The organism is Geothrix alkalitolerans (assembly GCF_022808885.1).
Lineage (GTDB): Bacteria > Acidobacteriota > Holophagae > Holophagales > Holophagaceae > Geothrix > Geothrix alkalitolerans.
Window position 1 is genome coordinate 20,390 of record NZ_JAKZLE010000005.1, and the last position, 19,283, is coordinate 39,672.

The 19,283-nt window shown below is 70.2% G+C and carries 16 protein-coding genes; 2 read left to right on the plus strand and 14 right to left on the minus strand.

All coding sequences use genetic code 11. The annotated features are described in order from the left end of the window. Positions 1-3: 3 nt before the first annotated feature. The 10 genes from nuoE to MLJ35_RS10735 form a co-directional block, all read right to left on the minus strand. Entirely contained in the window at positions 4-558 is a 555-nt protein-coding gene (gene nuoE / locus MLJ35_RS10690) for an NADH-quinone oxidoreductase subunit NuoE (RefSeq protein ID WP_243384334.1), read from the minus strand. Continuing rightward, positions 555-2,318 (minus strand): NADH-dependent [FeFe] hydrogenase, group A6, encoded by a 1,764-nt coding sequence (locus tag MLJ35_RS10695; protein WP_243322803.1) that lies wholly within the window; start codon positions 2,316-2,318, stop codon positions 555-557. The genes nuoE and MLJ35_RS10695 overlap by 4 nt, the downstream gene beginning before the upstream one ends. Before the next feature lie 9 nt (positions 2,319-2,327). Beyond that, a complete protein-coding gene (locus MLJ35_RS10700; protein WP_243384335.1) occupies positions 2,328-4,523 on the minus strand; it encodes an NADH-ubiquinone oxidoreductase-F iron-sulfur binding region domain-containing protein in 2,196 nt (731 codons plus the stop codon). 115 nt (positions 4,524-4,638) lie between these two features. After that, on the minus strand, positions 4,639-5,739 hold the full coding sequence (gene hydE, locus MLJ35_RS10705; RefSeq protein WP_243384336.1) for a [FeFe] hydrogenase H-cluster radical SAM maturase HydE: 1,101 nt from the start codon (positions 5,737-5,739) through the stop codon (positions 4,639-4,641). Next, positions 5,723-6,955, minus strand: a complete 1,233-nt coding sequence (hydF, locus tag MLJ35_RS10710) for a [FeFe] hydrogenase H-cluster maturation GTPase HydF (protein ID WP_243384337.1) — start codon at positions 6,953-6,955, stop codon at positions 5,723-5,725. Before hydF ends, hydE begins: the two co-directional genes overlap by 17 nt. Further along, positions 6,942-8,339, minus strand: a complete 1,398-nt coding sequence (gene hydG / locus MLJ35_RS10715; protein WP_243384338.1) for a [FeFe] hydrogenase H-cluster radical SAM maturase HydG — start codon at positions 8,337-8,339, stop codon at positions 6,942-6,944. The genes hydF and hydG overlap by 14 nt, the downstream gene beginning before the upstream one ends. Before the next feature lie 90 nt (positions 8,340-8,429). Beyond that, a complete protein-coding gene (locus MLJ35_RS10720; RefSeq protein ID WP_243384339.1) occupies positions 8,430-9,290 on the minus strand; it encodes a DMT family transporter in 861 nt (286 codons plus the stop codon). 199 nt (positions 9,291-9,489) lie between these two features. Continuing rightward, entirely contained in the window at positions 9,490-10,281 is a 792-nt protein-coding gene (locus MLJ35_RS10725) for a cupin domain-containing protein (RefSeq protein WP_243384340.1), read from the minus strand. After that, positions 10,278-10,898: an RNA polymerase sigma factor gene (locus MLJ35_RS10730; protein ID WP_243384341.1), complete on the minus strand. Its 621-nt coding sequence runs from the start codon at positions 10,896-10,898 to the stop codon at positions 10,278-10,280. The genes MLJ35_RS10725 and MLJ35_RS10730 overlap by 4 nt, the downstream gene beginning before the upstream one ends. Continuing rightward, complete coding sequence (locus MLJ35_RS10735) at positions 10,895-12,118, minus strand: sensor histidine kinase (protein ID WP_243384342.1); 1,224 nt, start codon at positions 12,116-12,118, stop codon at positions 10,895-10,897. The genes MLJ35_RS10730 and MLJ35_RS10735 overlap by 4 nt, the downstream gene beginning before the upstream one ends. Before the next feature lie 46 nt (positions 12,119-12,164). Between MLJ35_RS10735 and MLJ35_RS10740 the strand changes: the two genes are divergently transcribed. Further along, complete coding sequence (locus MLJ35_RS10740) at positions 12,165-13,646, plus strand: sensor histidine kinase (RefSeq protein ID WP_243384343.1); 1,482 nt, start codon at positions 12,165-12,167, stop codon at positions 13,644-13,646. 18 nt (positions 13,647-13,664) lie between these two features. Here MLJ35_RS10740 and MLJ35_RS10745 read toward each other — a convergent pair whose 3' ends face one another. Further along, the gene (locus tag MLJ35_RS10745; protein WP_243384344.1) at positions 13,665-14,048 is read right to left on the minus strand and encodes a four helix bundle protein; all 384 of its coding nucleotides are present in this window, start codon (positions 14,046-14,048) and stop codon (positions 13,665-13,667) included. A 131-nt stretch (positions 14,049-14,179) separates the two neighbouring features. Here MLJ35_RS10745 and MLJ35_RS10750 point away from each other — a divergent pair, with 131 nt between their 5' ends. After that, positions 14,180-15,394, plus strand: coding sequence for a DegT/DnrJ/EryC1/StrS family aminotransferase (locus tag MLJ35_RS10750; RefSeq protein ID WP_243384345.1), 1,215 nt, complete (start codon positions 14,180-14,182; stop codon positions 15,392-15,394). Between the two features lie 289 nt (positions 15,395-15,683). Here the strand turns inward: MLJ35_RS10750 and MLJ35_RS10755 are convergent, their stop codons facing one another. The 3 genes from MLJ35_RS10755 to pyrH are packed head-to-tail and all read right to left on the minus strand — an operon-like array spanning position 15,684 to position 19,240. After that, entirely contained in the window at positions 15,684-17,153 is a 1,470-nt protein-coding gene (locus tag MLJ35_RS10755) for an HAD-IG family 5'-nucleotidase (protein ID WP_243384346.1), read from the minus strand. Positions 17,154-17,182: 29 nt separating this feature from the next. After that, positions 17,183-18,523, minus strand: coding sequence for an FAD-binding oxidoreductase (locus MLJ35_RS10760; protein ID WP_243384347.1), 1,341 nt, complete (start codon positions 18,521-18,523; stop codon positions 17,183-17,185). Positions 18,524-18,535: 12 nt separating this feature from the next. Beyond that, a complete protein-coding gene (pyrH, locus tag MLJ35_RS10765; protein WP_243322815.1) occupies positions 18,536-19,240 on the minus strand; it encodes a UMP kinase in 705 nt (234 codons plus the stop codon). Positions 19,241-19,283 lie beyond the last annotated feature (43 nt).

A 19,283-nucleotide genomic window follows, 5' to 3' on the forward strand; every position in this document is an offset into this window, starting at 1 on the left:
CCTTCAGACCTTCGCCATCTCCTCGGCGGCGCGGGCGAGGTAGGTCTCCAGCAGGGCGGGCACCTGGCCAGGCGCGAGCGGACCGTGCACTTCCTCGCCGATCATCACCACGGGCGCCAGGCCGCAGGTGCCCACGCAGCGGGTGCTCTCCAGGCTGAAGACGCCGTCCTTGCTGGTCTCGCCGAAGTGGATGCCCAGTTCGTCCATGAGCTTCTGGGCCACCTTCTCCGCGCCCTTCACGTAGCAGGCGGTGCCGAGGCAGACGTTGATGAGGAACCGGCCCCGGGGCTGGAGGCGGAAGTAATGGTAGAAGGTGGCCACGCCCGTGACCTTGGCCAGGGGGATCTGCATGAGCTGGGCCACGGCCTCGAGGTGGCCGGGGCCCAGGTGGCCGAAATGGTCCTGGACCATGTGGAGCGTGGCGATGAGCAGGCTTTCGCTATGCTCGCGATCCCGGTTCCCGTCGATGAAGGCGAGGACATCCTCGGGGAGCATGGCGCGGTAGCCCCGCTCCAGCTCGGGCCAGTTGTCGGTGGGGCAGTGCGGGCAGGTGGTCATCGGATCCCCCGGGGTGTGCGGGCCGTGTAGTGCGTGTGGAGGAGGGCGTGCGCGGTCGGGCTGAGGGGCTCGCCCAGGAAGGCCTCGTAGAGCTTCTGCACGTCGGGATTGTCGTGGCTGCAGCGGAGGGTCTTGCCCGAGTCGATGCCGTAGAGGGCCCGGGCGCGGCCCTTCGCCAGGTCCCGGTTCATGGTGTAGCTGCCGATCGGAGGATAGGGCTGGCCGCCGCCGCAGATGCAGCCCCCGGGGCAGGCCATGATCTCGATGAGGTGGTACTCCTTTTCGCCCCGCTTCACCGCGTCCAGCAGGACCTTGGCGTTCTGGAGGCCGTTGGCCACGGCCACGTTGAGCGTCTTCCCCGCCAGGGTCACGGAGGTCTCGCGGATCTCCCCCGCGGCGCCGCGCACCTCGGTCAGCTCCAGGTTTCCGAGGTTCCGGCCGGTGAGCTTGAAGGCCGCCGTGCGCAGGGCCGCCTCCATGACGCCGCCCGTGGCCCCGAAGATGTCCGCCGCTCCGGAGGAGGTGCCCAGGGGATGGTCGAACTCGCCGTCCGGCAGCCGGGTGAAATCGATGCCGTAGGACTTGATCATCTGGGCCAGTTCGCGGGTGGTGACGACGGCGTCGGTGGTGGGCCGGCCGTCCAGGGTGTGCTCCGGCCGGGCCGCCTCGAACTTCTTGGCCACGCAGGGCATGACCGAGACCACGTAGATGTCCTTGGGGTCGAGGCCCTTCTGCTGGGCGTAGTAGCTCTTGATGAGGGTGGACTGCATCTGCATCGGGCTCTTGCAACTCGACATGTGCGGGATCAGCTCGGGGTAGAACTTCTCCAGGAAGCTGACCCAGCCCGGGCTGCAGGAGGTGAGCAGGGGCAGGGGACCGCCGCCCTCCATCCGCCTCAGCAGCTCATGGGCCTCCTCCATGACGGTGAGGTCCGCGCTGAAGTTGACGTCGAAGACGGCATCGAAGCCCATGCGGCGGAGGGCCGTCACCATCTTTCCCGTGACCGGGGTGCCGACCGGAAGGCCGAAGGCCTCGCCCAGGGCCGCGCGGATAGCCGGGGCGGTGGTGGCCACCACGTGCTTCTCGGTGCGGGGATGGCCCAGGGCCTCCCAGACCCGCTCGGTGTGGTCCTGCTCCAGGAAGGCGGCCGTGGGGCAGACGCTCACGCACTGGCCGCACTGGATGCAGGCGCTCTCGTCCATGGGGGCGAGGTTCGCCGGGCCCACCACGGTGGTGAAGCCCCGGCCGTGCTGGCTGAGGTTGGCCACGCCCTGGATCTCGTCGCAGACCCGGATGCAGCGGCCGCAGAGGATGCACTTCTCGGCGTTCCGCACCACGGAGGCGCCGCTGTCGTCCACGGGGAACTGCTTGCGCCGGCCCTCGAAGTGGCGCTCCCGCACGCCCAGCCGGTAGGCGAGGTTCTGAAGCTCGCAGACGCCGTCGCGGTCGCAGGTCTGGCAATCCTTCGGGTGGTTGTCCAGCAGCAGCTCCACGATGTCGCGCCGGGCCTGCCGGATGACCGGGCTGTTGGTCTGGACCTCCATGCCCTCCCAGGCCGTGGTGGCGCAGGAGGCCAGGCAGTGGTCGAAGCCCTCCACCTGCACCACGCACACGCGGCAGCTGCCCTCGAGGCTGAGGTTCGGGTGGTAGCAGAGGCGCGGGATGTGGATGCCGAGCCGTTCCGCCGCATCCATGACCGTGGTGCCGGCGGGGACCAGGATGGTCTCGCCGTCGATCGTGAGGTTGATCATCTCGGACATGGCGCGCTCCTACACCCGATCAACCGCGGTGAACTTGCAGACGTCGAAGCAGTTTCCGCACTTCACGCAGGCGGCCTGGTCGATGACGTGGGCCTCTTTCCGGGCGCCGGCGATGCACGCCACCGGACAGTTCCGGGCGCAGATCGTGCACCCGACGCACTTCTCGGGGTTGATCTCGTAGTGGATCAGGGCCACGCACTTCTTCGCCGGGCAGTGCCGGTCCACGATGTGGGCCAGGAACTCCCCGCGGAAGTGCTTGAGGCTGGACAGCACGGGGTTCGGCGCGGCGCGGCCCAGGCCGCAGAGGCTGGTGCGCTGGCAGAGGCGGGCCAGGCGCTCGAGCTTGTCCAGGTCGGCGAGCTCCCCCTTGCCCTGGGTGATGCGCTCCAGGATCTCCAGGAGGCGCGTGGTGCCCTCGCGGCAGGGCGTGCACTTGCCGCAGCTCTCGTCCTGGCTGAAGGCGATGTAGAACTTGGCGATGTCGACCATGCAGTCGTCCTCGCTCAGCACGATCATCCCGCCGGAACCCATGATGGAGCCCGCCTTCTGCAGGGGCTCGAAGTCCACTTCCATGTGCTGCATGGAAGCCGGGATGAACCCGCCCGCCGGGCCGCCGGTCTGGATGGCCTTGAGCTGCCGTCCGCCGGTCACGCCGCCGCCGATGTCGTTCACCACCCGCGCGAGGGGCGTCCCCAGGGGCACTTCCACCAGGCCCGTGTGCCGCACCTTCCCGGCCAGGGCGAAGACCTTGGTCCCGCCGCTCTTCTCCGTCCCGAGGCGGGCGTACCAATCCCCGCTGTAGCGGAGGATGGCCGAGATGTTGGCGAAGGTCTCCACGTTGTTGATGACGGTGGGGTGCCCCCAGAGGCCGCGGTCCGTGGGATAGGGCGGGCGCACCCGGGGCTGCCCGCGCTCGCCCTCGATGGACCGGATGAGGGCGGTCTCCTCGCCGCAGACGAAGGCGCCCGCGCCGAGCCGGATCTCCAGGTCGAAGTCCCACCCGGAGCCCATGATGTTCCGCCCCAGGAGGCCCTGGCCCCGGCAGGTGTCGAGGGCCTGCTGGATGCGCCGGATGGCCAGCGGGTACTCGGCGCGGATGTAGAAGAAGCCCTTCTGCGCCCCGATGGCGAAGCCGCCGGTGATCATGCCCTCGACGATGTTGAAGGGATCACTCTCCAGCATGGAGCGGTCCATGAAGGCCCCGGGATCGCCCTCGTCGCCGTTGCAGATGATGAAGCGGGTGGCATCGGCCTGCTTTCGCGCCATCGTCCACTTGGCCGCGGTGGAGTAGCCGCCGCCGCCCCGGCCGCGCAGCCGGGCCTTGGCCAGCTCTCCGATCACCCAGTCGGGGTCGCGGCGCTCGAGCACGTCGGCCAGGGCCTTGAAGCCGTCCATGTCCACGTACTCGTCGAGGCTCTCCGGATCCACCACACCGGCGTTGCGCAGCGCGACGCGGCTCTGGCGGTTGAAGAAGGCCACGTCGCCGTAGCGCTCCATGAAGGCCAGGGCGATGGGTTCCTCCTGGGCCCGCAGGCGCTCGACCACCTGCCCGCCCACCAGGTGGCCGTCGAGGATGGCGGTGAGGTCCTCCTCCCCGGAGACCCGGTAGAGCACCTTCTCGGGGCGTGCCAGCACGTAGGTGGCCGGGCCGCCGGAGGCTGGATGATCGGAGGCCAGGCCGCAGGCGCCGAAGCAGCTCGCCGCGCCGATCCGGACGGACTCGCGGGAGACGCCCCGTTCCGCGAGCATGGCCGCGAAGCGTTCCCGCAGGCCGGGGCCGGAGCCGTGGCAGCGGGAACCCTCGCAGAACAGCAACTCGCGCTCCGGCAGGGGCCCCGCCTCGTGGTCGAGCACATGCTGTGCCACGGGGGTGCCGCCCTGGATGTGCTCGGTGAAGATGCGGTGGACCAGGTCGCGGTTCACCCGCTCGTACTTCACGGGGAGCCGTCCGGGGAGCCGCACGCCGAGGATGGGCTCGCGGGAGCAGCGGCCCGTGCAGCCGGTGCGGTGCAGGAGGATGTCCTTCCGGCCCGAGGCCCGGATGTGGCGGACCAGCTCGTCCGCCACGGCCTGCGAGCCGGCGGCGTGCTCGCAGGTGGCGGATCCGACCTGGATCACGATCTGGCGTTCGGCGCCCCGGTCGGCGAGGCTCCGGCCGACACGGTCGGCCATGGCCTGATAGAAGTCATGCACGGGCTGCGGCATGGAATCTCCTACCCCCGGCCGCGGGGCCGGGGCGGATGTCAAAGGCGCGGGCGGATCAGGCTTGGGATCCCGGAGGCGCCGGCTGCAGGGAGTCTGGCCATTGACAACCTTCATGTCAACGATGAGGTGCGGACAACGACTTTTCTTGACGGAGTGTGCTAAGGCGCCCTCCGGGTCCCTTGGCGACCGAGCGTCCGAGGGGGCGGAGACGACCCGCAAGGCAGTCCCGGCAGGCCTCCGCTGTCTCGCCCACGCACGCCTTGCCCGGATAGATCTCGTAGCGCGCGCGGAAGGCCGGGGGCGTCACGTTGGGCATCACCACGTTGGCGCCGCGCTGGAGGGCCAGCTCCCGTCCCTGATCGCGGTTCAGCGTGGCCAGGGCGGTGGTGGCGGGAATGTTCGCGTCGGGGCAGAGCAGCCGGCTCAGGGCCACGACCTTGAGCGTGGTGGGCTCGTCGTTGGGCACCTGCAGCGCCGGGGGCGCGAGGAAGGCCAGGGCGCCGGGGCCGCCGAGGGGCGTCCGGGGACTGGGCAGGAAGGGGCCCACGCCGACCATGTCCAGGTCCAGCTCCCTGAACCGCAGGAGATCGGTGGCCAGCGTATCCCAGGTCTGCCCTGGAAGGCCGATCATCACGCCGGAACCGATCTCATAGCCCATGTCCCGCAGGCGGCGGAGCTGGCCGAGGCGGTCGCTGAGGTGGCCCGGCAGGCTGGGGTGGACCCGCCGGTACAGCGCGCGGTCCGCCGTCTCGAAGCGCAGCAGGTAGCGGTCGGCCCCGGCCTCGCGCCAGGCGAGCAGGTCCTCGTCGTCCCGCTCGCCCAGGGACAGGGTGACCGCCAGCGGCGTCCGCCGCTTGATGGCGCGGACGACCTCGGCGATGAACTCGCAGGTGAGGCCCGGGTCCTCGCCGCCCTGGAGCACCACGGTGCCGTAGCCCAGGGCCGCGGCCCGATGCGCGCAGGCGAGGATCTCCTCCGCCTCCAGTCGGTAGCGGTCCAGGTCCTCCTCCGGGGCCCGGAGCCCGCAGTAGAGGCAGCTCCGGACGCAGTGGCTGGACACCTCGACGAGCCCGCGGAGGTGCACCGCGTCGCCCACATGCTCGCGCCGGACCCGGTCCGCCTCGGCCCACAGGCGCTCCAGGGCCCCGGGGTCTTCCTCCCGGAGCCAGGCCATCAGGCCCGCGTGGTCGAGCCGGAACTCAGGGCTGCAAGGCATGGGTCGCCTCCAGGATCCCGGGGAAGGGCCGCAGGGCGCGCGCGAGGATGCCGAGGCTGTGCGCGATGGCCAGGCCGTAGTTGGTGATGGGGACGCAGGCATCCTCGCAGCGGCGGATCCGGGCGAGCATCTCCCGCCGGTTGCCCATGCAGTTCCCGCAGTGCACCACGAGGCGGTAGGGCGACAGGTCGCCGGGGAAGTCCCGGCCCTGGACCGTGTCGAAGCGCAGGGACCCGCCGGCCTTCTGCGCGAGCCAGCGGGGCAGCTTCACGCGGCCGATGTCCTCTTCCGTGGGATGGTGGGTGCAGCCCTCGGCCACCAGCACGCGGTCCCCCGGGCGCAGCGTGTCGAGTGCCAGGGCGCCCCGGGCCTGGGCTGCGAGGTCCCCCTGGAGGCGGCTCATGAGGATACTGAAGGAGGTCATGGGGACGGCCTCCGGCACAGCTTCGGCCACGGCGCGGAAGGCCTGGGAATCCGTGACCACCAGGGCCGGCGGCCGGCGCAGGCAGGCGAGCGCGGCGGGCAGCTCCCGGGCCTTCACCACCAGCGCGAGGCACGCGCCGTCCAGGAGGTCGCGGATGGCCATGACCTGGGGCAGGATCAGACGCCCCTTGGGGGCCGAGGCGTCGATGGGCATGACGAGCACCGCCGCTTCGCCGGGAGGCACCAGGTCCGCGATGAGGCGCTGGCTGGCTGCATGATCGCCGGGCGCCGCCGCGAACAGGGCGGACCTCAGCGCCTCCAGGCCCTCGCCGGTCACCGCCGAGACCGCCACGGCTGTCGCCCCGTCCAGGTCGGGGATCGCACCGCCCGGCGCGAGGTCGGCCTTGTTCAGGGCCACCACCACGGGGATGTCCCGGGCCCGCAGCTCGGCCAGCAGGCCGCGCTCGAAGGGGCCCCAGGCGCCCTGCTCGGCCACCAGGATGCCCAGGTCCACGCGGTCCAGGACGGCGCGGGAGCGGGCGGTGCGCGCGGCGCCCAGGTCGCCCTCGTCGTCCAGCCCGGCGGTGTCCACGAAGAGCACGGGCCCCAGCGGGAGCAGCTCCATGGGCTTCTCCACGGGGTCCGTGGTGGTGCCGGCCTGCGGCGAGACGAGGGCCACCTGCTGGCGGGTGAGGGCGTTCAGCAGCGAGGACTTGCCGACGTTGCGCCGGCCGAAGAGCCCGATGTGCAGGCGGAGTCCGCGGGGGGCGGGCGGCAGCTCAGCAGAACACATCACGTTCCCCCTTCCGGACGAGTTCCACCAGGCCTTCGGCCCGCCGCCGGGGCAGGCCCTCCAGGCCCCCGAGGGTCTCTGCCAGCAATCGTTCCGAGGCCTTCCGGGTGGCCGGGCTGGCGTGGTCCGCCGCATACTCCTGCAGGGTGGCGAGGGCGTTCGGCAGGCAGTGGGCCTTGATCTGGCCGGGCTTGGCCAGGTCCATGAAGTCCGCGCCCGTGCGGCCCAGACGGTAACAGGCGGTGCAGAAGCTCGGTAGGAACCCGCTTCCGGCCAACTCGCGGACCACCTCGTCGAGGCTCCGGTGGTCGCCCAGGGAGAACTGGGATCCGCCTTCGGCAGCGTCCTCCTCGTAGCCGCCGGGGTTGGTGCGGCTGCCGGCGCTGATCTGGCTGATGCCCAGCTCCAGGGCCTCGCGCCGGATGCCCGGCCGCTCCCGGGTGCTGAGGATGAGCCCGGTGTAGGGCACGGCCAGGCGCAGGATGGCGACGATCTTGCGGAAGGCCGCGTCGCTGACGGCGTGGGGCGGGGCCTCGCTGGTGGCCGAGCCCTCGGCGGGCTCGATGCGGGGCACGCTGAGGGTGTGCGGGCCGCAACCGAAGCGGTCCTCCAGGTGCCGGGCGTGGCGCAGCAGCGCCAGCACCTCGAAGCGCCAGTCGTGGAGGCCGAACAGGGCGCCGAGGCCCACGTCGTCGATGCCCGCCTGCATGGCCCGGTCCATGCAGCCCAGGCGCCAGTCGAAGTCGGCCTTCTGTCCCCGGGGGTGCATCCGGGCGTAGGTGCCGCGGTGGTAGGTCTCCTGGAACAGCTGGTAGGTGCCGATCCCCTCATCCTTCAGGCGGCGGAAGTCCGCCACCTCCAAGGGCGCGATGTTCACGTTCACCCGGCGGATGGCATCGCCCCCGTGGCGGGAGGCGTACACGGTGCGGATGGCCTTCAGGATGTAGTCGAGCCCTTCGTCGGGGTAGGCCTCGCCGGCCACCAGGAGCACCCGCTTGTGGCCCTGGGCCAGCAGCTGACCCACTTCGGCGGCGATCTCCCCCTGGCTCAGGGCCCGCCGGGGCAGGCTGCGGTTCGAGGCCCGGAAGGCGCAGTACAAGCACTCGTTCCCGCAGAGGTTCGAGACGTAGAGCGGGGCGAACAGCACGATGCGGCTGCCGTAGATCTGTTCCTTCACCCAGCGGGCCGTGGCGAAGAGCTCCTGCGTCAGCTCCGGGTCCTCCAGGGCCATGAGCGTTGGGAGATCGGCTTCGTCCAGGCCCTTCAGCTCCCGCGCCTTGGCGAGCAGCTCGCGGATGCGCGGGGCGTCCGGCGCGGGGGCGCCCTCCAGGGCCGCGAGGAGGGACGCCTCGTCCAGGGGGAAAGCTTCGGACGGACCGCGCATGGAAAGAACCTCCGCAGGGGAGACCGCGGACCGAAGATAACCCTTAAGTCATCTTTATTCCACCCCCCGGAGCCGATTCCCGGTCCGGGGTCAGGCCCGGGCGGGCCGACGCCTCGGCGGCAGGCTGTACCAGGCGATGGTGCCGAGGATGAGCCCGCCGCCCAGGAGGGCCCAGGCCGTGGGCCGCTCTCCGATCCCCAGGAACACCCAGATGGGGTTGAGGACGGCCTCCAGTGTGCCGGTGACCACCGCGGCGGTGGCGCTGAGGTGCCGCATGCCGGCGTTGAAGAAGAGGTAGGCCACGCCGATCTGGAAGACGCCGAGGTAGAGCAGGATGCCCGCGTGGGCCGGGGATGGGCGGAACTCCCGCAGGGCCGGGGCCGCGCAGAGGGCCGCCACCAGGAGGTTCCCGAGGATGATGGAGCTGATGGGGTCCGCCTCCGGCCGGCGCTCCCGCTGCACCTTGAGGGTAAGGGAGAAGAGGGCCAGACAGATGCCGGAGAGCACGCCCAGGAGGTTGCCGGAGAGGGTGCCCGCCCCCAGCCGCCCCACGAAGAAGAGGGCCATCGCCCCCAGGCAGACGGCGACGGCCGTCAGATCCCGCGCGGCGACGCGGCGCCCGGCGAGGCGGGGCTCCAGGAACACCAGGTAGATGGGGGCCGAGAACTGGAGGAAGATCGCGTTCGCCGCGGTGGTGAGCTTGGTGGCGGCCACGAAGCAGACCAGCACCCCGGCGTAGGCGGCGGCGCAGGCCAGCGCCAGCGCGTCGGGCCGGGGGAAGGGCCGCCCGCCCCGGAGCTTCACCACCAGGGCGATGGTGAGGGCCGCCACCAGGCTCCGGGCGAAGGCGATCTGGAGGGCGCCCAGGGGCAGCACCTTGATGAAGAGGCCGCTGGAGCTCCACAGCAGGGCCGCCAGGGCCACCAGGGCCGCGCCTTTGGTTCGATCCACCGGTCCGGTCATGGGCCCATTGGATCATGACCGGAACCAGCGGCCCATCCCGGCCCTTAAGACCTCTACGAAGGACACGAATACGCCCTGCGGGCGCAGGAATGGCCACGAAGGGCCTTCCCAGGGCAACACCTTCGTGCCCTCGCTCTTTCTTCGCGCTGTTCGTGGAGATCCTTGATTTTACGGAATGGGAATCAGGTCAACCCACCGTACCCAGGACGCGCCGCCAGCCCGTGAAGCGGATGCCGCCTTCGATGCGGAGGAGGGCCCAGCATTCAAGGCCCGGCTCGGTGCTCGGGCCGTGCTGCTGGCCGGGCCCGCAGGCCAGCCAGTCGCCGGGGCGGAGGTGGGCGGGGCCGTCCTGCATGGCGCCGGCCAGGACCAGGGACAGCTCGGCCCCTCCATGGCTATGGCGGGGCATGCTCATGCCGCCGGGCATGCGGGCCAGGTTCAGCGTGGCGCCGGTGGCCGGATCCTTCAGAAGCCGGGCCACCTGGGCGCCGCCGAGGCCCAGCCGGGTCCATCGCCAGCCATCCTCGGCGGGCAAGTGAGGCCGGAGGAGGCTGAGGGCGTCCCGGCCGGAAGGGCCCGCGGCGGGGATGGCTTCGCTGGCGGGATGCTGGCTTCGGCAGCTGTCGCAGTGTCCCAGGTGCACTTTCAGCAGCAGGGCCGTGAGGGGGTCGCCACCGGGCTCCAGCGCCTGCCAAGCCCCCTCCTCCGGGTGATGCACGGGACCACGGGGCACCCGGCCCTGCCGAAGGGCCGTCAGGGCGCCATCCAGGGCGCGCTCGGCGGAGGGGGCGGGGGGCTCGGGCCAGAGGCGCCGGAGCAGGTCCGGGGTGCGCTCGAAGCTGTCCAGGAAGGCCCGGCAGGGGGGGCAGAGACTCAAGTGCAGCTTGACCCCCAGCCAATGGAAGGGCCCCAGGACCCCCTCTTCGTAGTCCGTGAGCAGGTCGACGACTTCGGCGCAGGTGGGCATGAGCAGCGTCATCGGTCCTCCGCCAGACGGGGGGCGAACTCCGGAAGCAGGGCCCGCAGGGCCAGGCGGGCCCGGTGGACCCGCTGGCGCACCAGCTCGCGCGTGATGCCCAGGTGCCGGCTGATCTCGTCCGTGTCCCAGCCCTCGAGGTCCCGCAGGACGAAGACGGCGCGCTGGTCGTCGGACAGCCGGTCCAGGCCCATCCGGACCCTGGCCTTCAGCTCATCCCGCTCGACCTTCATCAATGCCTCCGCGTCCTCGCTCCATTCGAGGAGCAGGTCCACGTCCTTGTGATGCCCGTCGTCGGCGAAACGTGGCATCAGATCCTCGATGGCATCTTCTCGGCGCCGGATCCGCTTCCTCCGGGCCATGAGGGCCTGGTTCACGCAGATGCGGTAGGCCCAGGTGCTGAACTTGCTGGCGCCCTGGAAGCCCGGCAGCTCCCGGAGGATGGTGAGGAGGGCGTCCTGGAGGGCGTCCTGGCTCTCGGCCTCGTTGCCCAGGATGCGGTCGATGACCCGGAAAAGCATGCCCAGGTGCGGCCGGACGAGGGCCTCGAAGGCCTCGGGATCCCCTCCGGCCGCGGCCTGGACCAGGGCCGCCTCGGTGGGGGCGGGGGCTAGGGTCATGGGGCCTCCGGGAGGGTCCTGCGGGGCAGGCGGATGGTGAAGGCCGAGCCGAAGCCGGGCCCGCGGCTGGCGACGCGCACCTCGCCCCCATGGCGGGTCACGATCTCCTTCACCAGGAAGAGGCCCAGGCCCGTGCCCGCCACCTGCCGGGTCATCTCGTCGCCCACCCGGAAGAACCGGTGGAAGACCCGGGGGAGGTCCTTGGCGGCGATGCCGTGGCCCTGGTCGCTCACGACGATGAGGGCGTCCTCGCCGTCGCCGTCGAGGGTGACGGTGGTCTTCCGGGGCTCGGCCGAGTACTTGTAGGCGTTGGACAGCAGGTTTTCCACCACGGTGCCGAGCGCCTTGGGATCCGCCTCCACCCACAGGGCCTCGGGGGTGCATTCCAGCGTCAAGCCGAGGGCGCCGGGGCCCAGGCGATGGTCCATCCCTTCGCAGACCGCCCGCAGCCAGGGTCCCAGTTCCAGGGGGCCCATGTGGAGGACCAGGCTGCCCGATTCGGCCCGCGCCACGTCCAGCAGGTTGCCCACCAGCTCGTTCAGCCGCTCGAGGTCTTTTTCCATGAGCTCGCGGATCCGCTGCCGCTGGTCGGAGCCCAGCTCGCGGGTGAAGAGGGTCTCCGTCCACACCCGCAGGGAGGCGATGGGCGTCTTCAGCTCGTGGGTGACGGCGGAGGTGAAGTTCCGCTGGCGCAGCTTGAGATCCAGTTCCTCCGCGAGTTTCCGGTAGAGGAGGACGAAGCCGAACAGCACCGCGAACACCATGAAGGCGCCTTCGGTGCTCGCCCGGAAGACGGCGTGCCAGCGCTGGTCCTTCAGCTCCCGGAAGGGGCCGGGGCGCACCGTGAGGTAGGCGGTCCCGTCCAGCAGGAGGGGGTCGTCCGGGGCCATGGGGCGCGGGACCAGCTCCACCTGGGGGTAGGCCTCCTGGATGGCCTGCCGGCGCTCGGCCAGGCTGGGCATGACCGGAAGCTCTCCCACCACCGTGCCGCCCGGGGAGGCGGGATCACGCTGGGCGTGGAGCACGTCGAGCATCTTCTGGGTGTCCATCTGCCAGGCCTGGGCCCGTGCCGCCAGCAGGTTCTGCGTGCGAACCTCCAGCAGCCGGCCCGAATCCCGAATCTGCAGGCGGATCCACCAGCCCACCTGGAGGCACAGGACCACGGACACGGACAGGAAGATGATCCGTTGCAGGGGGAAGGTCTGGGCACGAGGGGCCATGCCTCCATCTTGGCAGTGTCGCCCCATGAGGCCATCCTGGAGTCCGATGCCCTCCTCATCCCCGCCCTCCGGCCCCAAGCCGACCCCGCCCCCTTCGAGGACGGACTCCGGGGGCAAGTCCGCGCTCCCCGGCTCGGCCACGGGTTCCGGGCCCAAGCATGCCCCCGCGAGCCAGGCCCCGCGGCCTCAGGGCGCGGAGCTGCTGGCGGAGCTGATGCAGGCCCAGCGGCAGTTCACCGTCGCCATGCACGAGGTGCGGGAGCTGCGCGCCAAGCTGAACCGCCGGTCGCATCAGATGCAGGTCCTTCAGCACGTGTCCGAGATCCTGGCCGCCACCTCCAAGGGGGGACAGGTGGTCAGCGTGGTCCTCGATGTGCTGGTGCAGGAATTCCGTTGCCCCCGCGCCGTGGTGTGGACGCTGGAGGACGGGGGCTCCAGCTACCTGCCCAAGGAGGCGGCCGGGCTCACCCGCACCGAATGGTCGGAGATGCGGCTTCCCGCCCCGAACCCCTTCCCGGAGATGCCCCTGGTTCTGTTCCAGAGCCAGTGGCTGGACAAGCCCTGCGGCGGGGCCACCCTGGCGCCGCTCCGCGGGCCCGATGGCGCCCTCCTCTACTTCGTCCCCTTCGAGCACCAGCTCCTCCTCATGGGCTTCGTGATCCTGGCGGTGCCGGCGGACCGGCGGGTGGAGGAGGAGGAGCTGGATTCCATCTCCATCCTCCAGCGGCAGACGGCCATCTCCCTCTACAACGCCTGGCTTTTCCGGGATCTGTCCGAGCAGCGGGACGCGCTTCAGAGCCAGACCCTCGAACTGGAGCGCGTCAATGACGCGCTGCGCGAGGCGGACCAGCTCAAGAGCGAGTTCCTGGCCCTCACCAGCCACGAGCTGCGCACGCCGCTCACGGGCATCCTGGGCTTCACGCGCCTGGTCATGGACGGCCTCTACGACGACGCCGAGGAGATGCGGTCCATGCTCCAGGACAGCTATAGCTCCGGGCAGCACCTCCTGGCCCTGCTGAACGACATCCTCGACCTCGCCAAGATCGAATCGGGACGCCTGGAGGTCCACCCGGAACCCTTCGGCCTCGACCGGCTGCTGGACGAGGTGAAGCCCATCGCGGAGGCGTACCCCCGCAAGCCCGGGGTGGAGCTGGTCTGGCCCGACGCCACCAGCCTGCCCGAAGTGATGGTGGATCCGAGCCGCCTGAAGCAGGTGCTCCTCAACCTGCTCTCGAACGCCCTGAAGTTCACCAAGGAGGGCAGCGTCGCCGTCCAGGTGGAGCGGCGCCCGGGCGTCATCGTCCTCATGGTGGTGGACACGGGCATCGGTGTGAGTCCCGAAGGCCAGGCGCGCCTCTTCCAGAAGTTCGCCCAGGCCGAAGGAGGCCACGCCCGCGAGTACGGCGGCACCGGGCTCGGCCTCGTCATCTGCAAGCACCTCATGGGCATGATGGGCGGCACCATCCACCTCCACAGCGAGGGCCTCGGCAAGGGCAGCACCCTGACGATCACGATGCCGATCGCGTGAGTTGTCAGCTATCGGCTGTCAGCTGTCAGCGGGCCGTTTGGTGATTCGGGTGAGTTGAGCTTTGCGTGCGAGGGACGACGCCATTTTCTTGATGGCCTGAACTTGATCTAGGAGGGAATCGGCCGCTGCCGGGAGGAGATGGCCGAGGTCAGAGGCGAGCAAGATCTGGTATTCCAACTCGGAAGCTGAGCCCAGGGCCATGTGGAGGAATCGTGCGAAGTCCGCATCTGAACCCCGCCCACATCCCTCGGCGATATTGGTCGGTATCGAAGCGGCGGAGCGGCGCATCTGGTTGACCAAGCCAAATCGTTCCGAGTCGGGGAACCCAGAGGTTTCCCGATAGACCGCCAACGCCAACTCGTGCGCACGTCGCCAGACGGCGAGATTCCGAAAATCCTGCATGGTCTGTCCTGGGTAATGCCCCGGATCATACCTGGCCCCACCCTGGTTTATTCTGAAAAGGCCGAGAATGACATTCCCCGGCGCTGACAGCTGACAGCTGATAGCCGACAGCCAATCCCCCCGGAGCCTCCATGTCCTACGTCCGCCGCCTGCACTTCCTCCCCTTCACCCGCCCCATGGTCGGCGAAGAGGAGATCGCGGAGATGATCGACACGATCCACAGCGGATGGATCACCACGGGGCCGAAATCGGCGGCCTTCGAGGAGAAGCTGAAGGCCTACAACGGCGTGCCCCACTGCCTGACGATGAACAGCGCCACCACGGCCCAGGAGATCACCATGCAGGTGCTGAACCTGCAGCCGGGCGACGAGGTCATCACCACCTCGCTCACTTGGGTGAGCACGCTGAGCACGGTGGTGCTGCAGGGCGGCGTGCCCGTGCTGGTGGACATCGACCCGAAAACGCTCAACATCGACCCGGCGAAACTGGAGGCGGCCATCACGCCCCGCACCAAGGGCATCATCCCCGTGCACCTCACGGGCCTGCCGTGCCCCATGGACGAGATCTGGCGCATCGCGGAAAAGCACGGCCTCTGGGTCATCGAGGACGCGGCCCAGGCCATGGGCGCCCACTACAAGGGCACCAAGATCGGCGGGAACCCCCGCTCGATCATGAGCGTCTACAGCTTCCACCCGAACAAGAACATGACCACGGGCGAGGGCGGCGCCATCGCCTTCTTCAACGACGAGTACGAGAGCCGCATCAAGCGCCTGCGCTTCCACGGCATCGACCGGGACGCCTGGAAGCGCTTCGCCAAGGAGGGCAGCCCCCACACGGAGGTCTACGAGCCCGCCCGCAAGGCCAACTTCATGGACCTCCAGGCGGCCATGGGCCTGCACCAGATCGACAAGCTGGACGGCTTCAACGAGCGGCGCGGCGTGCTGTTCCACCGCTACCTGGAGCTGATGAAGGACATGGACGAGGTGATGCTGCCCTGGCCCGGCGACGCCGACCACGGCCATTGCTTCCACCTCTTCGTGCTGCGCATCCACCCCGAGAAGGTGGGCCTCGACCGCGACGCCTTCGTGGCCGCCCTCAAGGAGGAGAACATCGGCACGGGCATTCACTACCGCCCGGCCCACATCCACCCCTGGTACCGGGACTTCTACGCCGCGCACCCCCAGCACCTGCCCCAGGACGGCCTTCCCCACACCGAGTGGAGTGGCGAGCGCCTCATGAGCCTGCCCCTGTGGCCCGGCCTCAGCGAGGCCGACCAGGACCAGACCGTGGGCGCCATCAAGCACGTGATCGCCCAGGCCAAGGCCAAGAACCGCGTCACGCGCTGAGCTCGGTCTGCGGAGATATGGCGGATGAGGGAAACGCCTTCCTGCTTATCGGCGAACCTCCGCCGGAAAGGCAGGAACACGGAAGGCACAGAAGCGCCCATTGAGCGTGCACGGAGGGCACCGAAGGGGCTCGATCCACCGTGGACACCCCTTCGCGAGCGGCGGCCGTGGCGGCCCCTGGAAGCTGTCCAAAGCGCCGATGCATGTTCCTTTTCTCCGCTTTCCTCGACGCCTCCGCAAACCCCCGCTTATGGATGCCTTTTCTCCGAGCTTCCGGGCCAAAGCCGCCTCAGCCCAGCCGCTCGTGGGGCAGGGTGGGCACCGGGGCGTACACGGTCAGGTGCGGGTCGTACATGTAGAGGTTGGCCACGCGGCCGGTGTAGGCGCAGGCGAACTGCTGGAGCTGGTCGGCGAAGCGGGTCGGCTCGTCCCGGTCCCGGAACATGGGGCCCCAGGTGGGGTTGAAGGCGGCCTCCACGGACTTCGTGAGGGAGTCCAGCTCGAGGCTGTGGATCTCGGCCCGCCGCTGGAGCGCCTCTGCGCTGCTGGCCAGGTGGGCGGCCTCATGGTCCAGGGCGACGGTGGCCTCGGCGCTGAGGCGGGGGCCCAGCACGTGCCGCCGCACCCGGTTGCGCTTCCACTGGTCCATGAGTACGGAGGCCCGGCGGAGTGTGCGGCGGCGGATGGTCTCCAGGCGGAGCATGTCCCGCATGTCGTGGTTCTTCACCTCGAGCAGCTGGATCTCGTGCTCCAGCTCCGGCACCAGCAGCAGGGTCCGCCAGGAGGCGTTCTTCTTGGATCGGAGCACGTCGCCGTAGATGTGGTCGCCCACGTAGAGGATCTGCTCGCCCTCGGCCCCCAGCTGCGCCTCCAGCCAGGCGGCATGACCACCGGTGAAGCACCGGGGCTGCCCTTCGATGGCCGCGGGAGGCGGCGTGTCCAGGAAGAAATCCGGCTTCCGGCTGCTCACCACGATCAGGTCGAAGTAGTCGGTCCAGCGGGGCCGGGCTTCGTCCTGGCCGTCCAGCAGGTGGCCCAGGACGCCCGCGGTGAAGCTCCACTCACTGTTGGTCAGGAGGAAGAGCTTCTTTCCCTCCCGCTTGAGCCGGTCCAGGGCCAGGGCCAGCTGGGGATCCCTCGGGATGAAGAAGTCGCGGTGCTCGAGGATCTCCCCTTTCATCTCCCCGTTGCGGTGGGCGGTGTCGATGGCCCAGCGCACGTCATGGAAGATCTGGAGGTAGTTCCCGGCCTGAAGGATGCCCTGGTCGAAGCCGTCCACCATCCGGGCGTAGAGGTAGCCCTCGGGGATCTCGAACAGGGTGTCGAGGTTGCGGAAGCCCTTGGCGGAGGTGGACAGCCGGCGGCGGCCATAGACGGCGTCCAGCTCCGGCCGGGGGAGGATCCGGGTGCCGTGGCAGGCGCGGACCACCTGGCGCTCGCGGTTGAGCTTGAGCACGTTGCCGCGGAGTCCGTCCAGCAGCAGGCCGCGCACCGCGAAGGCCGGATCGTAGCCGATCTCCAGGAGCCACGGCGAGTAGCCGCGGTCCCGCGCCAGCAGGCGCACCGCTTTCTTGAAGGCGAGCTCGTCGATCTCCGGCGCCCGGTAGCGCGCCAGGGTGTGGTCCATGTCGAAGCCGATGGCCCTGATCTCGCCCAGAGGCAGGGTGCGCAGGGCGAAGAGCTTGTGCTCCGGCGGCAGCCGGTCCTCTCCGTCCAGCAGGGGCGGCGCGGCCAGCAGGTCGGGGTCCCAGGCGGTCATGGAGCGAGTCTACTCCCGGGACATGCTGATCAGATGACCTTGCCCGGATTGAAGAGGCCGCTGGGATCCAGGGCCTGCTTGAGGGCGCGGAGGGCCCGGATCTGGCCGGGGTCGGACAGGGCCAGGAAGGCGTCCCGCTTGGCGAGGCCGATGCCGTGCTCGCCGCTGAGGGTGCCGCCCAGGCTGAGGGCGAGGCGGAAGAGGTCCAGGAGCTGGCGCTCCAGCTGGGCAGGATCGGCGTCGCCGGCGCCCAGCAGGTTCACGTGCAGGTTGCCGTCGCCCAGGTGGCCGTAGGTCACGCTGGGGATGGCCAAGCGCTCCAGCCCCGCGAAGAACTCGCGCAGGCGGCTGCGGGGCACGACGATGTCCTCGCTGACCTTCTTCGGGTGGCGCTCCTTCAGGAAGGCGCTGGTCATGCGGCGCACGGCCCAGATGCCCGCCCGCTGGCGCGCGTCTGAGGCGATCTCCAGGTTCTCCGCCACGGGGCCCAGCAGGTCCATGAGGTCTTCGAGAAAGCCCTCCGAGGTGCAGCCGCGGTCGTCGAACTCCAGGATGGCCAGGGCCTCGCCGGGCAGGCGGCGCGCTTCCTCGGGTCCGTGGGCGCGCAGCTCGGCCAGGACGGCGGGATCGAAGAACTCGAAGGCGCTGGGCAGGTAGCCCGCGCCCACCAGGCGGCCCGGCAGGTCCAGCAGGTCCTCCCAGCGCTTCACGGGCAGCAGCAGGGTGGCGTGCTCCCGGGGCAGGGGGGTGAGGCGCAGGGTGGCGCCCACGATGAACCCGAAGATGCCTTCGCTGCCGATGAGGAGCTGGCCCAGGGCCGGGCCAGCGTTGGCCTTCACGCTGTGGATGCCGAAGGTGTGCACTTCGCCGTCCTCCAGCAGCGCGTCCACGGACAGCACCCAGTGGCGGGTCATGCCGTACTTGCAGGCGTTGGGGCCGCCCGCGTTGGTGGCCAGGGTGCCGCCCAGGGCGCAGCTCTCCCAGGAGTTGGGGTCCGGCGGGTAGAAGAGGCCCCCGGCGGCGGCCGCGGCCTTCACGTCCCGCAGGGGGGCGCTGGCGGGGGCGCTGAGGCAGAGGTCCTGGGGCGATAGCCGCAGCTCGCCGCGCCAAGTCGAGAAGTCGACGACCACGGCCCGTTCCCCCGCGGGCACGCAGCCGCCCGCCTTGCCCGTGCCCGCGCCCCGGGGCACCAGGCCGAAGCCCTCGGCCTTGGCGAGGCGCACCAGCTCCTTGAGGGCCGCGGGACCCCTGGGCAGCACCACGGCCAGGGGCAGGCTTCCCTGCGCGTGGGATTCGTCGCGACGGTAGGGTTCCAGGACCTCCGGGTCAGAGAGGACCGTGGCGTCGGGGAGGGCCGGGAACCGGGCCATGTCTTCGGGCGGTCAGGAGACCAGCGTGCCCACGGGCTCGCCCTGCACGGCGGCCACGAGGTTGCCGGGCTTGTTCATGTCGAAGACGAGGATGGGGAGCTTGTTTTCCATGCACAGGGCGATGGCGGAGGCGTCCATGACCCGCAGGCCCTTCTCCAGCACGTCCTGGAAACAGATGCGGTCGAAGCGGGTGGCGGTGGGGTCCTGCTTGGGGTCGGCGGTGTAGATGCCGTCCACGTTGGTGGCCTTCATCACCACCTCGGCGGCGATCTCGTTGCCGCGCAGGGCGGCGGCGGTGTCCGTGCTGAAGTACGGATTGCCGGTGCCCGCGCCGAAGATCACCACGCGGCCCTTCTCCAGGTGGCGGGTGGCCCGGCGGCGGATGTAGCTTTCGGCCACCTTGGGCATCTCCAGCCCGGACAGCGTGCGGGTGTGGACGCCCTTGTGCTCCAGGGCGTCCTGGAGGGCCAGGGCGTTGATCATGGTGGCCAGCATGCCCATGTGGTCGGCGGTGGTGCGGTCCATGCCCTTGGTGGCGCCCGCGACGCCACGGAAGATGTTGCCGCCCCCGATGACGAGGCCCACCTCCACGCCCAGCTCCCGGATGGCCTTGACCTGGTCGGCGATCATGTTGACCACCGCGGGATCGATGCCGTACTTCTGCTCGCCCATGAGGGCTTCGCCGGAGAGTTTGAGGAGGATGCGCTTGAACTTCATGGGGACTCCGATCCGGGTGGGGGCGTACCTACAAAAGGGGCGG

Coding starts and splice junctions, on each gene's coding strand:
- nuoE (WP_243384334.1), bottom strand. CDS start 558: ATGACCACCTGCCCGCACTGCCCCACCGACAACTGGCCCGAGCTGGAG.
- MLJ35_RS10695 (WP_243322803.1), bottom strand. CDS start 2,318: ATGTCCGAGATGATCAACCTCACGATCGACGGCGAGACCATCCTGGTC.
- MLJ35_RS10700 (WP_243384335.1), bottom strand. CDS start 4,523: ATGCCGCAGCCCGTGCATGACTTCTATCAGGCCATGGCCGACCGTGTC.
- hydE (WP_243384336.1), bottom strand. CDS start 5,739: ATGCCTTGCAGCCCTGAGTTCCGGCTCGACCACGCGGGCCTGATGGCC.
- hydF (WP_243384337.1), bottom strand. CDS start 6,955: ATGTGTTCTGCTGAGCTGCCGCCCGCCCCCCGCGGACTCCGCCTGCAC.
- hydG (WP_243384338.1), bottom strand. CDS start 8,339: ATGCGCGGTCCGTCCGAAGCTTTCCCCCTGGACGAGGCGTCCCTCCTC.
- MLJ35_RS10725 (WP_243384340.1), bottom strand. CDS start 10,281: ATGACGCTGCTCATGCCCACCTGCGCCGAAGTCGTCGACCTGCTCACG.
- MLJ35_RS10730 (WP_243384341.1), bottom strand. CDS start 10,898: ATGACCCTAGCCCCCGCCCCCACCGAGGCGGCCCTGGTCCAGGCCGCG.
- MLJ35_RS10735 (WP_243384342.1), bottom strand. CDS start 12,118: ATGGCCCCTCGTGCCCAGACCTTCCCCCTGCAACGGATCATCTTCCTG.
- MLJ35_RS10740 (WP_243384343.1), top strand. CDS start 12,165: ATGCCCTCCTCATCCCCGCCCTCCGGCCCCAAGCCGACCCCGCCCCCT.
- MLJ35_RS10745 (WP_243384344.1), bottom strand. CDS start 14,048: ATGCAGGATTTTCGGAATCTCGCCGTCTGGCGACGTGCGCACGAGTTG.
- MLJ35_RS10750 (WP_243384345.1), top strand. CDS start 14,180: ATGTCCTACGTCCGCCGCCTGCACTTCCTCCCCTTCACCCGCCCCATG.
- MLJ35_RS10755 (WP_243384346.1), bottom strand. CDS start 17,153: ATGACCGCCTGGGACCCCGACCTGCTGGCCGCGCCGCCCCTGCTGGAC.
- MLJ35_RS10760 (WP_243384347.1), bottom strand. CDS start 18,523: ATGGCCCGGTTCCCGGCCCTCCCCGACGCCACGGTCCTCTCTGACCCG.
- pyrH (WP_243322815.1), bottom strand. CDS start 19,240: ATGAAGTTCAAGCGCATCCTCCTCAAACTCTCCGGCGAAGCCCTCATG.